General features: G+C 64.7%; 12 protein-coding genes. 4 read left to right on the forward strand and 8 right to left on the reverse strand.

Annotated features, from left to right (window positions below; genetic code table 11):
• Positions 1-28 precede the first annotated feature (28 nt).
• The 3 genes from ribD to ACXYMN_RS07780 all read right to left on the reverse strand — a co-directional run bounded on the left by ribD (position 29) and on the right by ACXYMN_RS07780 (position 2,097).
• Positions 29-1,102 (reverse strand): bifunctional diaminohydroxyphosphoribosylaminopyrimidine deaminase/5-amino-6-(5-phosphoribosylamino)uracil reductase RibD, encoded by a 1,074-nt coding sequence (ribD, locus tag ACXYMN_RS07770; RefSeq protein ID WP_459013392.1) that lies wholly within the window; start codon positions 1,100-1,102, stop codon positions 29-31.
• A gap of 20 nt (positions 1,103-1,122) precedes the next feature.
• Positions 1,123-1,590: a transcriptional regulator NrdR gene (nrdR, locus tag ACXYMN_RS07775; RefSeq protein WP_459012980.1), complete on the reverse strand. Its 468-nt coding sequence runs from the start codon at positions 1,588-1,590 to the stop codon at positions 1,123-1,125.
• Between the two features lie 252 nt (positions 1,591-1,842).
• The gene (locus tag ACXYMN_RS07780; RefSeq protein WP_459012981.1) at positions 1,843-2,097 is read right to left on the reverse strand and encodes a hypothetical protein; all 255 of its coding nucleotides are present in this window, start codon (positions 2,095-2,097) and stop codon (positions 1,843-1,845) included.
• A 235-nt stretch (positions 2,098-2,332) separates the two neighbouring features.
• Between ACXYMN_RS07780 and ACXYMN_RS07785 the strand changes: the two genes are divergently transcribed.
• Complete coding sequence (locus ACXYMN_RS07785) at positions 2,333-3,007, forward strand: SDR family oxidoreductase (protein WP_459012982.1); 675 nt, start codon at positions 2,333-2,335, stop codon at positions 3,005-3,007.
• Between the two features lie 240 nt (positions 3,008-3,247).
• Here ACXYMN_RS07785 and rpoD read toward each other — a convergent pair whose 3' ends face one another.
• The 4 genes from rpoD to ACXYMN_RS07805 form a co-directional block, all read right to left on the reverse strand.
• Positions 3,248-5,260 carry an RNA polymerase sigma factor RpoD gene (gene rpoD, locus ACXYMN_RS07790; RefSeq protein ID WP_459012983.1) on the reverse strand — a complete coding sequence of 671 codons (2,013 nt, stop codon included), beginning with the start codon at positions 5,258-5,260 and terminating at the stop codon, positions 3,248-3,250.
• Positions 5,261-5,377: 117 nt separating this feature from the next.
• Positions 5,378-7,345: a DNA primase gene (gene dnaG, locus ACXYMN_RS07795; RefSeq protein ID WP_459012984.1), complete on the reverse strand. Its 1,968-nt coding sequence runs from the start codon at positions 7,343-7,345 to the stop codon at positions 5,378-5,380.
• A gap of 114 nt (positions 7,346-7,459) precedes the next feature.
• Positions 7,460-7,768 (reverse strand): hypothetical protein, encoded by a 309-nt coding sequence (locus tag ACXYMN_RS07800; RefSeq protein WP_459012985.1) that lies wholly within the window; start codon positions 7,766-7,768, stop codon positions 7,460-7,462.
• Between the two features lie 86 nt (positions 7,769-7,854).
• Positions 7,855-9,291, reverse strand: a complete 1,437-nt coding sequence (locus tag ACXYMN_RS07805; RefSeq protein ID WP_459012986.1) for a Glu/Leu/Phe/Val family dehydrogenase — start codon at positions 9,289-9,291, stop codon at positions 7,855-7,857.
• A 452-nt stretch (positions 9,292-9,743) separates the two neighbouring features.
• Here ACXYMN_RS07805 and ACXYMN_RS07810 point away from each other — a divergent pair, with 452 nt between their 5' ends.
• The 3 genes from ACXYMN_RS07810 to ACXYMN_RS07820 are packed head-to-tail and all read left to right on the forward strand — an operon-like array spanning position 9,744 to position 12,334.
• Positions 9,744-11,069 carry a pilus assembly protein TadG-related protein gene (locus ACXYMN_RS07810; protein WP_459012987.1) on the forward strand — a complete coding sequence of 442 codons (1,326 nt, stop codon included), beginning with the start codon at positions 9,744-9,746 and terminating at the stop codon, positions 11,067-11,069.
• Complete coding sequence (locus ACXYMN_RS07815) at positions 11,066-11,602, forward strand: TadE/TadG family type IV pilus assembly protein (RefSeq protein ID WP_459012988.1); 537 nt, start codon at positions 11,066-11,068, stop codon at positions 11,600-11,602. Before ACXYMN_RS07810 ends, ACXYMN_RS07815 begins: the two co-directional genes overlap by 4 nt.
• 9 nt (positions 11,603-11,611) lie before the next feature.
• The gene (locus tag ACXYMN_RS07820) at positions 11,612-12,334 is read left to right on the forward strand and encodes a TadE/TadG family type IV pilus assembly protein (RefSeq protein WP_459012989.1); all 723 of its coding nucleotides are present in this window, start codon (positions 11,612-11,614) and stop codon (positions 12,332-12,334) included.
• Positions 12,335-12,360: 26 nt separating this feature from the next.
• On the opposite strand, the gene ACXYMN_RS07825 is transcribed toward ACXYMN_RS07820, so the two are convergent.
• On the reverse strand, positions 12,361-12,831 hold the full coding sequence (locus ACXYMN_RS07825; protein ID WP_459012990.1) for a hypothetical protein: 471 nt from the start codon (positions 12,829-12,831) through the stop codon (positions 12,361-12,363).
• Between the last annotated feature and the right edge of the window lie 65 nt (positions 12,832-12,896).

Consider the following 12,896-nt stretch of genomic DNA (forward strand, 5'->3'; position numbering starts at 1 on the left):
CCGCCTGCCAGTCGCGGGGTGGCCCGCCCTATTCCGCCCGTTCCCAGCGATGCAGCACATCACCGCCCACCGCACGCGTCTCGAGCAGCCGAAAGCGGTGCGCGTCCGCCAATCGACTGATGCCGAGCGCGCCCAGATTGGGCCGTCCTTCTGCGCCAAGCGCGAGCCCTGCCGTGAACCCGACAAGCTCGTCGACCAGATCGGCCCCCATCAGCGTCGCAGCCAACGCCCCGCCGCCTTCGCAGAAAACCCGCGTCAGCCCCGCCTGCCCCAGCGCCGCAAGCACCGACGTTGCGTCCAGCTGTCGCCCGGCAAGTCGGCACGGCAGCAGTTCGGCCCCCAGCCCCTCCCATGCGCGGCGCAGCTCGACAGGCACATCGGGACCGTGGCAGATCCAGACCGGCACCTCCCGCGCGCTGCGCGCCAGCTTGCCCATCAGCGGCAGATCCATCAGCCGCGACACGACGATGCGCACCGGCTGGCGGATATCGCCCATGCCCCGCGCGGTTAGCGCCGGATCATCCGCCCGCACTGTGCCCGCGCCGACCATCACCGCATCGGACCGGGCCCGCAGGGCATGCACATAGGCGCGCGCCTCGGGGCCGGTGATCCACTGGCTTTCCCCGGACGCCGTGGCGATCCGCCCATCGAAAGACGACGCGAGCTTGAGCGTCAGATGCGGTCGTGCCGTCTTGATCCGCGTGAGAAAGCCCACGTGATCGCGCGCCGCCTCGGCGGCCAGTACGCCGGTGGTCACAGCGATGCCCGCCTGTCGCAGCATCGCGAAACCCCGGCCCGAAACCCGGGGGTCACTGTCGGGAAACGGGGCCACGACGCGGGCAACGCGGGCATCGATCAAAGCCTGGGCACAGGGCGGGGTCTTGCCGGTATGGGCGCACGGTTCCAGGGTGACATAGGCCGTCGCACCCGCCGCCGATGCACTGGCCTGGCTCAGGGCTTCGGTTTCCGCATGGGGGCGTCCACCGGGTCGTGTCCATCCGCGCCCGACAACGCGCGCGTCCCGCACGATCACGCAGCCCACCGCCGGGTTGGGCCAGGTCTGGCCCATGGTCCGGCGACCCAAGCTCAGCGCATGAGCCATGTGGGCATAATCGGCGTCGGTCACTTTTCCGGTTGTACGGCGGGGCGCAACTCGCTGACGAACTTGTCGAAATCGTCGGCTTCCTGGAAGTTCTTGTAGACGCTGGCGAACCGCACGAAGGCCACGGTGTCGATCCGTGCCAGCGCTTCCATCACGATCTCGCCGATCTGCTTTGATGGGATATCCGTCTCGCCCATGCTTTCCAGACGGCGCACGATGCCGGAAATCATCTGATCGATGCGCTCGGGCTCCACGGGCCGCTTCTGCATCGCGATCCGGATCGAGCGTTCAAGCTTGTCCCGGTCGAAGTCCTCGCGGCGGCCATTGGTCTTGATGACGACGAGGTCACGCAGCTGCACGCGCTCATAAGTGGTAAATCGCCCGCCGCATGCCGGACAAAAGCGGCGGCGACGGATCGATACGTGATCTTCCGCCGGGCGGGAATCTTTCACCTGGGTGTCTACGTTTCCGCAAAACGGGCAGCGCATTGGCCGTCCCCCTACTCTGATCTGCTCAGAAATGGGGTTCGCCCCCACTTATCCACAGCCACTATAGGGGCTCGGGCATACCTTGGGTAGGGGGGAAATGCCGCCGCTAGATCATGCGTGACGCGTGCACCACGCAGGAGGGAAACCACGTGGTGCGCGCGTCGGGGGCAGGCTCCGCGCCAGCCCATCGCCCAAACCGGCTAGGCGCGGAGATCGGATGCTCGGCGAGGGCCGGTTCCTTTCCTCAAGGGATCACGCGTCATTGACGACGCAGCGCACCTGCGGAAGGTCGCTTGCGCCCCAATTGAAGAAGATCGGCGTGCCGTTGTCGTGAACGGCGGGCATTCCGGCCACCTGCTTCAGGGTCTTCCGGCACTCGGCCAACTCATTGGCGCTGACGGAGATGTCGATGAAGTCCTGCGACGATTCCAACAGCATCTCACCTGCTGCAAAAGCCGAGGCGGATGCGAAGATCAGGGCGGTTGCTGTAAAAATCGTACGGCGCATGTGGTGTCCTTCCTTGCTTGCCCAATCAACGGCGCCCGACGGTAAAAGTTCATTCCGTTTTCGAAAAGCTGCCTTTGCATTTATCGCGCCACCGCACCCGCGCCGATCCGGCCCTGCCGCCGATGGCGGCGTCGTTTCCGCCCGACCGGCACTCGGACCGACATTGCCCTGCAACCAAGCGGGCCCGCCACGCGTTCGGTTGGTGATCATCCACGAACAAGCGAAAGGGCCTGATATGGCTGGCAAGACACTCTTCATCACCGGGGCATCTTCGGGCATCGGTGCCGCAACCGCCCGCGCAGCGGTCGAGGACGGCTGGAACGTCGGCCTGTTCGCCCGTTCGGAAAACAAGATCAACGCGCTGGCGCAAGAGCTTGGCGACACGGCCCTGGCGCTTCCCGGCGATGCAACGTCGATGCAGGCCCAGGTAGACGCGCTGAAGACACTGAGCGATCACTTCGGCGCGGTCGATGCGGCCTTCGCGAACGCAGGCACGGGGCTGTCGGCGGCGGGCACCGAAGCAGGTGAACCGGATGAATGGGAAAAACTGGTCCAGATCAACATCCTTGGACTGCTCTGGACCGCGAAAGCCGCCATGCCGTATCTGAAGGACCGCAAGGGCCACCTGGTGCTGACCGGCTCTGCCGCCGGGCGCGTGCACATCAAGGGATCGGTCTACGGGGCGTCGAAGTGGTTCGTGCACGGCTATGGCGGAAACCTCGCGGAAGAGATGCGCGAATTCGGCGGACGCTGCACCGTGGTGGCCCCCGGCATGGTCGACACGCCGTTTTTCGACGACGCCAAGCCGGACAAGCTGCAACCCGAAGATATCGCCCGGTCGGTGATGTTCGCGCTGGGAGCCGATCCTCGGGCGAACGTGCAGGAAATCTTCGTGATGCCGGTCAACTGATCGGACCCGCCCCCCAGGGGTCAGCCGGGCGCGGCAGACGCCCCGCCCGATCGGTGCCGTCGTCGCAAAGCTTGATTGCACGGCGCGCCCCCGGCACGCCACGCCCGCAGGTCGCCGCGCCCGTCGCTTGCGTTTCATCTTTCCCGCAAAACGCCGGGGATGGTGGCCTCCCCGAGGCCACCAAAGGGGCTGGCCCCTTCCTGAAAACTGAAAAGGCACCCCTCGGGGTGCCTTTGCCGCTTACTGATCGAGAAAGCTGCGCAGCTTTCTGGACCGGCTCGGATGCTTCAGCTTCCGCAATGCCTTGGCCTCGATCTGGCGGATCCGCTCGCGCGTGACGCTGAACTGCTGACCCACCTCCTCAAGCGTATGATCGGTGTTCATGCCGATGCCGAACCGCATGCGCAGGACCCGCTCTTCGCGCGGCGTCAGCGAAGACAGCACCCGCGTCGTGGTTTCCTTGAGGTTGTCCTGGATCGCCGCCTCGAGCGGCAGCACCGCGTTCTTGTCCTCGATGAAATCGCCAAGCTGGCTGTCTTCCTCGTCGCCGATGGGAGTCTCGAGGCTGATCGGCTCCTTGGCGATCTTCATCACCTTGCGGACCTTCTCGAGCGGCATCTGCAGCTTCTCGGCCAGCTCCTCGGGCGTCGGTTCGCGGCCGATCTCGTGCAGCATCTGCCGTCCGGTGCGCACCAGCTTGTTGATCGTCTCGATCATGTGCACCGGGATGCGGATTGTGCGGGCCTGGTCGGCGATGGACCGGGTGATCGCCTGCCGGATCCACCACGTCGCATAGGTCGAGAACTTGTAGCCCCGGCGATACTCGAACTTGTCGACGGCCTTCATCAGGCCGATGTTGCCTTCCTGGATCAGGTCGAGGAACTGCAGCCCGCGATTGGTGTATTTCTTGGCAATGGAGATCACCAGGCGCAGGTTCGCCTCGACCATTTCCTTCTTGGCCTGCCGGGCTTCCTTCTCGCCCTTCTGGACCTGCTGCACGATGCGGCGGAATTCCGAGATATCGAGGCCGACATACTGCCCGACCTGCGCCATGTCGGACCGCAACTCCTCGACCTTCTCGGTCGACTTCTCGATGAAGGTCTGCCAGCCGCGCCCGGACTTCTGGGCCATCCGCTCGAGCCAGTTCGGATCCAGCTCGTAGCCACGGTACTCGTCGACGAACTCGCGCCGGTTGATACGGGCGTGGTCGGCCAGCTTCACCATGGCGCTGTCGATCGACATGATCCGGCGGTTGATGCCGTAAAGCTGGTCGATCAGCGCCTCGATGCGGTTGTTGTGCAGGTGGAGCTCGTTGACCAGTTCGACGATCTCGGAGCGCAGCTTCTGATAGGTCGTCTCGTCCCGGGCGCTAAACGAGTCGTCCTCGTTCAGGGTGGCCGAGATGCGGCTGTCCTGCATCGCGGCAAGCTGTTCGTAGTCCTGCGCGATGCGGCCCAGCGTCTCGAGCACGCGCGGCTTCAGCGCGGCTTCCATCGCGGCCAGCGACATGTTCGCCTGCTCGTCGTCTTCCTCGTCGTCGTCAGTGTCGCTGATCGGATTGCCGTCCGCATCCAGCTCGGGCTCATCCTTCTTCTCGGGCTTGGCGGCGGCGGGTGCTGCCCCCGCCACGGCACCGGTGTCGACCACCGGCTCGCTCACCCCGTCAAGCTCGTCGCCCATCTGCCCCGAGAACGTCGTCTCGAGGTCGATCACGTCGCGCAGCAGGATGTCCTCGGACAACAGTTCCTCGCGCCAGATGGTGATCGCCTGGAATGTCAGCGGGCTTTCGCAAAGCCCTGCGATCATGGTGTTGCGGCCGGCCTCGATCCGCTTGGCGATGGCGATCTCGCCCTCGCGCGACAACAGCTCGACCGAGCCCATCTCGCGCAGGTACATCCGCACCGGGTCATCGGTACGGTCCAGCTTTTCGGCAGTACCGGTCGAGGTCGCCACGTCGCGGTTCTTCGAGGCATCGACCACGTCGGTCGACCCCTTGGCCTCGTCTTCCTCGTCGGCTTCCTCGTCGTGTTCGGTGACCTGGATGCCCATCTCGGACAGCATCGACATCACGTCCTCGATCTGGTCGGACGAGACCTGGTCCTGCGGCAGGACCTCGTTCAGCTGATCGTAGGTGATGTAGCCACGTTCGCGCGCCTCTGCGATCATCTTCTTGACCGCCGCCTGGCTCATGTCGAACGAGACATCGTCGTCCGGGCTGACCTGCTTGGCATCGTCGTTATCTTTGGCGGCCATTCAGTGCTCCATATCGGGGGCTGATTCGAAGACAGGTGATTCGTTCATCCGAATCAATAGCGCGATCAACCGATTCGCACACCCGTCCCTCCAGATTCTTTCTCTCAACCATGCGCATTAGCCGCGTTTGCGCCCTTTCGCAAAGCTGATCGTTTCGAGTAGCGCGGCGAAAGACTTTCGCTCTGCCTTGTCGATCAGGGCACCGTTCGCGCCCTTCTCGTATTCCGTGTCGTCCTCGCGCGCCGCACGTGCGGCGATCGCCTGTGCCTCGGCGGCCTGGCCCAGCCGCCATGTCCGCGCCTCGTTGTCGGTCTCGTCCGCCTCTTCCACCGCCTCGGCGATCTCGGCCTCGAGCCCGGTGAGCGCGCCCAGCTTGGCCAGCTCCTCGGCAATGGTCAGCCGTGCAAGCTCGGTATCGTCCGGCTGCCGGATGCAGGGCGTAATCGCCACATGGCGTGCGGCAAACAGCGTTTCAAGGGTCTCGGCACCGATTGCCGCAGCCCCCGCCGCCATCGCGGCGGCGCGGGTCCCGGGGGCGGCGCGCAGGATGGCATCGCGCAGCAGCGCGTGATCGACATCCTCGAAGGCCAGCGTCTCAAGCGCGCCTTCGAACTCGTCCAGCAGCGTCGGCGCGCAGATCAGCGTGGCCAGGATGACCGCCTCGCGAATGCGGCGTTCGCCCGCGGGCCCCGCCGCCGCCAGCACCGAGGACTTGGCCTCGGTCGAGGGCGGCTCGGGCGCGCCCTTGGGGGTCCAGACCCGGCCGGAGCCGCGCGTCGTGCCCGGCGATGACGCCCGCTGAGGGCGGAAAAGCTGCCACCTTAGGTCTTTGATCTCGGCCCCGTAGTGATGCCGCAGCGACGGGTCCTGGATCATCGCGATCTTTTCGCGCAGCGCGCGATCGAGCGCGGCCTTGCGCTCGGGGCTGTCGAACACCTTGCCTTCGGTCTCGCGCCGCCAGAGCAACTGCACCATGGGCACCGCGCCCTCCAGAACGCGCCGCACCCCGTCGGCCCCTTCGGCGCGGATCAGATCGTCGGGATCCAGCCCCTCGGGCATCAGCGCAAAGCGCAGCGACTTGCCCGCCTCCAGCAGCGGCAGCGCCAGATCAATCACCCGGTGCGCCGCGCGCAACCCGGCGGTGTCGCCATCGAGCGCGATGACCGGCTCGTCCGACACCCGCCACAAAAGCTGCAACTGCGCCTCGGTCACCGCCGTGCCAAGGGGCGCGACAGAGGCCTCGAACCCGGCGCGGGTCAGCGCGATCACGTCCATGTAGCCCTCGGACACGATGAGCGGCGCACCCTTCCCGGCGGCCTCGCGCGCAGGCCCCAGATTATAGAGGTTGCGCCCCTTGTCGAACAGCGCGGTCTCGGGCGAATTGAGGTACTTGGCCTTGTCCCCGGGGTCCATCGCGCGGCCCCCGAAAGCGATCGCGCGCCCGCGCCCGTCCCGGATCGGAAACAGGATGCGGTTGCGGAAGACGTCATAGGGCTTGCCGCCACGGCTGGACGGCTTGGCCAGGCCCGCGCCGATCACCCGCTCCGCATCGACGCCCTTGCCGGTCAGATGATCCCAAAGCGACTGCCATCCCTCGGGCGCAAAGCCGATCTCGAAGCGGTCGAGCGTCGCCGCGTCAAGGCCGCGTCGGGTCAGGTAGTCGCGCGCCGACCCCGCCCCGGCGGTCTTGAGCTGCATCCGGTAGAAGCGCACCGCGTCTTCCATGACCGCGGCCAGATCGCTGCGGTGGTCGGCCTTCTCCTGCGCCCTGGGGTCGCGGGCGGGCATCGGCATGCCCGCTTCGGCGGCCAGGATTTCGACCGCCTCCATGAAGCCGACATTCTCGCTGTCGCGGATAAAGGAAATCGCGTCGCCCTTGGCCTGGCAGCCGAAGCAATAGAAGAACCCCTTGCGGTCATCGACGTGGAAGGACGCGCTTTTTTCCTGATGGAACGGGCACGGCGCCCACATGTCGCCCTTGGCCTGGTTCGACTTGTGCTTGTCCCACATGACCTTGCGGCCCACGACCTGGCTCAGGCTCGTGCGGCTGCGCAATTCATCAAGAAAACCGGGGGGCAGACTCATGGGGTCGAATATCGGCCCAGAGCCGACCAGAGTCCAGACGGGCCACCGTGCGTTGCGGCACCTGCCCGCCCGTCGGCCGGTCCGCGCGTCAGTCCGCGCCCCGGCCCGCGCGCCTTACATGTTCTGGCACTGAGTGCGCCAGCTTTCACCGACCTCGGTACCCAACTGTTCTTCGGGCAGCGAATAGACCCATTCGGCGATCGCGGGCACGACAGAGGCGTATTTCTCTGCCGGGCCGGTCAGGTCCTGGGCCACCGTGCGCAGCGCCGCGCCTGCGTCGCTGCCGGTCTGGCGCGCGGTGACAACCTGCATCACGATCTCGGCCTGCAAGCCGCACTCGCCGTCGTCTGACTGGGCAAGGGCCGGGGTGACGAGGCTGCCGCACAGGGTGGCGACAAGGGCGGCGGAAAGGGCGTATCTCATCGGGATCTCCGTCATGTCTGTGGTGTCGATGGGGCCCGCGCAGGCGGGCCGTGCTGCGCCCGGCATGCCGCATTCGGCGCGCGGCGTCAAAGCCCCTTGGCGCGATAGCTGCCCGCCACGCGTTCGATCGCGACCATATAGGCGGCGGTGCGCAGGTCGGTGACATCCTCGCGCTCGATCCAGGGCTTGCGCATGTCCTGATAGGCGATGCGCATGGTATCATCGAGACCCGACAGGACCAACTCCAGCTCGTCGGCACCGCCGAGGAACTGTTCCTTGAACGATTCCGACACCGACCAGGTGTCGCCCAGCGCGTCGGACAGCCGCTCAAGCTCGTTGACCACCAAACCGTGACGGCGTTCGTCAAGCCGCCGCTGCATGCGTCCGAAGCGGATATGGCTGAGGTTCTTGACCCATTCGAAATAGGACACCGTGACGCCGCCCGCGTTGGCGTAGAGATCGGGGATCACGACCGTGCCCTTCTCGCGCAGCTTGTCATCGGCCCCCGAGGTGATCGGCCCGTTCGCCGCCTCGATGATCAGCCTGGCCTTGATGCGGTCCACGTTGTCGAGGTTGATCACCCCCTCCAGCGCGGCGGGGATCAGGATATCGCACTCCTCTTCCATCACCTTGTCACCGTTCTCGACAAAGGTGGCGTGCGGGTAGCCCTTGACGCCGCCGGTCTCGGTCATGTGATCGCGCAGGTGATCGACGGCGATGCCCGCTTCGTTCCAGATCGCGCCGTCCCGCTCGACGATACCGACGATATGCGCACCGTCTTCCTGGGCCAGGAACTTGGCGGCGTGGTAGCCGACATTGCCCAGCCCCTGCACGATGATCCGCTTGCCTTCGAGATTGCCCTCGAGCCCGGCGCGGCGCATGTCCTCGTGGTGGCGGAAAAACTCGCGCAGGGCATATTGCACGCCACGGCCTGTCGCCTCGACGCGGCCATGGATCCCGCCCGCGTTGAGCGGTTTGCCGGTGACGCAGGCGCGCGAATTGATGTCGGTGGTGGCCATGCGGGCGTACTGGTCGGCGATCCAGGCCATCTCGCGCTCAGATGTGCCCATGTCGGGCGCGGGCACGTTCTGCGACGGGTTGATGAGGTCGCGCTTGATCAATTCGTAGGCGAAGCGGCGGGTGATCATCTCCATCTCGCGCTCGTCATATTCGCGCGGATCGACACACAGCCCACCCTTGGAACCGCCGAAGGGCGCTTCGACCAGCGCGCATTTGTAGGTCATCAGCGCCGCCAGTGCCTCGACCTCGTCCTGGTTGACCGTGGAATCGAACCGGATGCCGCCCTTGACCGGCTCCATGTGTTCGGAGTGCACGGACCGGTAGCCGACGAAGGTCTTGATCTCGCCGCGCAGCCGCACACCGAAGCGGACCGTGTAGGTCGAATTGCACACGCGGATCTTCTCGCGCAGGCCCGGCCCGAGTTCCATCAGGTCGGCGGCGCGGTTGTACATGTGGTCGACGCTTTGGCGGAACGTCGGCTCCGATCGCGATTGAGAAGCCATAAAATTCGATCCTTTCGTCCCATTTGCGATCCGAGCGTGCCGCACCACCGCCCGATTCCCCGGATGTGTATGGTTGACCTTAGCCCTGCACACCGAGTCGTCCACACTTCACTGAATTTTCAGTAAATCCGGCAGAAAGGTGGCAAGAAATTTCCCGCATGGAAACGGTTTTCCGCCCCCTCGGCGATTGTCGCCAAAACAGCCTCTGCAGCCAGAAATACAGCGCTCCGATGCCATATCTTGGCCCGTTTGCTCGGCCAGAAACGGCTGGGTAAGGGGCAGTTGTGCCCACCGGAACGCAAGTAAGTGAGTGACCCATCGAATGGGTGGAAAGGTACGGAATGTGCAAAGCCAATGATACCGGAGCGACCCACGCCCTATCGGGCATGCGCACCGCAACCACAAAGTCGTCGACGGCGATTTCGCGGTTTCTGCGCGCTGAAGAGGGCAACATGTCCCTGGTCGCCATTTTCGGCGCGCTGGCCTTCATCATGATGGGGGGCATCGGGATCGACCTGATGCAAGCCGAGATGAAGCGCAACAAGGTGCAGAACACGATGGACCGCGCGGTGCTTGCCGCCGCCGACCTCGACCAGGAACTCGATCCCGAACTGGTCGTCCGCGACTACTTCGACAAGATGCTGATGCCCAACGCGCTGACCTCGGTCACCATCGACGGGGGTCTGAACTTCCGCACGGTGACCGGCACGGCGCTGGAAACGCGCCCGGCGAACTTCACCAAATTCGTCGGCCTCGAAAGCCTCAGGTCGGACGGTGTGGCCACCGCCGAGGAATACATCCAGAACGTCGAGATCTCGCTCGTGCTCGATATTTCGGGCTCCATGGGTTACGGCGACAAGATGGCCGAACTCAGGGTCGCCGCGAACACCTTCGTCGAGACGGTTCTGGCCGACGACAACGAAGGCCTCGTGTCGATCTCGCTGGTGCCCTACTCCGAACAGGTGAACGCCGGACCGCTGATCACCGGTCAGATGAACGTGAACTGGAAACACGGCTATTCGCATTGCCTGGAGTTCCCCGATTCCGCCTTCGGTTCCGCTGCACTCGACCTCACTGCGACCTACGAGCAGATGCAGCACTACCAGTGGAACTACTACGGTGAGAACGAGGTCATCGATACGGTCTGCCCGCAATACAGCTACGAGCGGATCCAGCCCTTCACCAAGAATGAAGCGGCGCTGAAGGCCCAGATCGCCAGCCTCGAGCCGCGTGCCGGGACGTCGATCTTCCTCGGCATGAAGTGGGGCACGGCCTTGCTCGACCCGTCGACACGCGGCATCAACACCGCCGTCATCGCCTCTGGGGACGGCAATGCCAGCTTCGCCGGTCGGCCTGCCGACTACGGGCGGGAAGACACGCTGAAAACCGTGGTTCTCATGACCGACGGTCAACACGACCGGTCCTATCGGCTGTCGAACTGGGTGTATGACAGCGAAAGCGAAATCTCGCACTGGGCCCAGTACAATCTTTGGTACTACCTGCAGCGCAGCGTGTACCGGAACAGCTGGTCGTCCTTCTACTACCAGAAATACAACGCCGAGTTGGGTGACAGCCTGCTGGACGACATCTGCGACGCCGCAAAGGCCAATGACATCGTGATCTGGTCCGTCGGCTTCGAAGTCTCCGAACACGGGGCCTCGGTCATGCAGAACTGCGCCTCCTCTCCGTCCCACTACTTCGACGTCGATGGCACCGACATCGAAGAGGCGTTCCACTCCATCGCACGTGCGATCAACCAGCTGAGGCTCACCCAATGAAGTATGATCTTCTCAATTCCGCCCGGCATTTCTGGCAGAAGGAAGACGGCACTTCGGTTGTCCCCTTCGCCCTCTGGATGCCCGTCTTCCTGACCTTGATCCTGTCCGGTCTGGAACTGTCCGCCCTGACCGTCCGGCACACCGCGCTTGAAAAGGCATTGGACCAGACGGTCCGCGATGTCCGCCTCGGGACCGGTACGAACTATGATCATGCGTCGCTCAAGCTTTCGATCTGCGAACGCGCCGCGATCCTGCCGAACTGCCTGCAAACGCTGCGCCTCGAAATGGTCAAGCTGGACCTGCGCGACTGGATCACGCCGCCCGATGTGGTGCAATGCGTCGATACCGTCGAGCAGGTGCTGCCGGTGGTCGAGTTCGAATATGGCCGCGACAACGAGCTGATGTTCCTGAGGGCCTGCTACAAGTTCCAGCCCTTCTCCCCGACGACGGCCTTCTCCGAGAGCCTGGTGAAAGATGCCAACGGCTACTCCGCCATCGTCTCAACCGCTGCATTCGTGCAGGAACCGAGCTGAGGTTTCGCCATGATGACCAATATCAAATCCCTACTCGCCCGGTTTCGCCATGACACCGAAGGCACCGTCACCGTCGAGGCCGTCATCATCTTCCCGGCGCTGGTCTGGCTCTTCGGGGCAACCTGGGTCTGGTTCGACGTCTCGCGTCAGCAGGCGATCAACCAGAAAGCCAACTACACGATCGGCGACGCAATCTCGCGCGAGACAGATCCCCTGACCGACGCCTATGTCGATGCCGCCTTCGAACTGGTCCTTGGAATGACCCGATCCAACGCGAGCGAATCCGACATGCGGATCACCGCGGTCGAATATTCGAGCAAGGGGGAAGGCAGCTACGACGTGCTCTGGTCGGAAGCGCGCGGCAACTACCCCGCCTTCGACAACAACGACATGGACGGCATGGAAACACGGCTGCCGATCATGTCGAATGGCGATCAGGTGATCCTCGTCGAGACCTGGGAAGACTACGTTCCCGCGCTTGAGGCCGGTCTCGACGCATTCGAGATCAAGACCTATTCCTTCACCCGTCCCCGATTTGCGCCGCAGATGCTGTATGAAGGCAAATCCTTCCACGCCAACAACGGCTGGGGCAACGGCGACCAGGACGCGCCCGGTGGCTCGCTTTGCAACAACAACGCAGAGAACGCCGACGAAGGTGCCGCCGCCGAGCAATGTGCCGACAATGTCGACGGCACAGAAAACCAGGGCAACGGCAAGTCGAAGAAGAAGTAATCCGGCCCGGCGGCGCGGCGCGGGCGTCAGTCCCGCCGCGCCAGAAGGATCGCGATCGCGTCGGCCATCGGCTTGGCCTGGTGACCCGGCGTGACCCCGCCCACCGCGACCCGCTTGCCGAACGTCCAGTAGATCCCCGGCCGCCAGCGTCTCGCTTGCGGCCGGGTCATGTTCAGCACAAAGCCGTTCGAGGGTTTCATCGCAAACGCCCCCCGCTCGACGCTGCGGATCTCGTCCAGTCGGGCGATGACCTCACCGGTGCTGTCGGTCAGCGCCTCGCGGGTCAGGCTCAGGGTCAGCGTGGTCGCCTTGTACATCGCCTGCGCCAGCCACAGCGCCGCGGCCCCCACGGCGACCAGCAGGACCTGCCAGCCCAGCGCCGCCGGCGTCGCCGCCGCGACATAGAGCACCATGCCCCCCAGAATCACCAGGCTGACGATGCCGAACCAGCGCCGTGGCGCGGAGGCGGAAACCTGGGCGAGAACCTCTTCGGACATCGGGGCAACCCTTTCACAATGCGTCACGTCGCCTTTAGTGACTCTGGCGGCGGATGCAAACAGCG

It is taken from the genome of Roseivivax sp. CAU 1753, assembly GCF_054482575.1.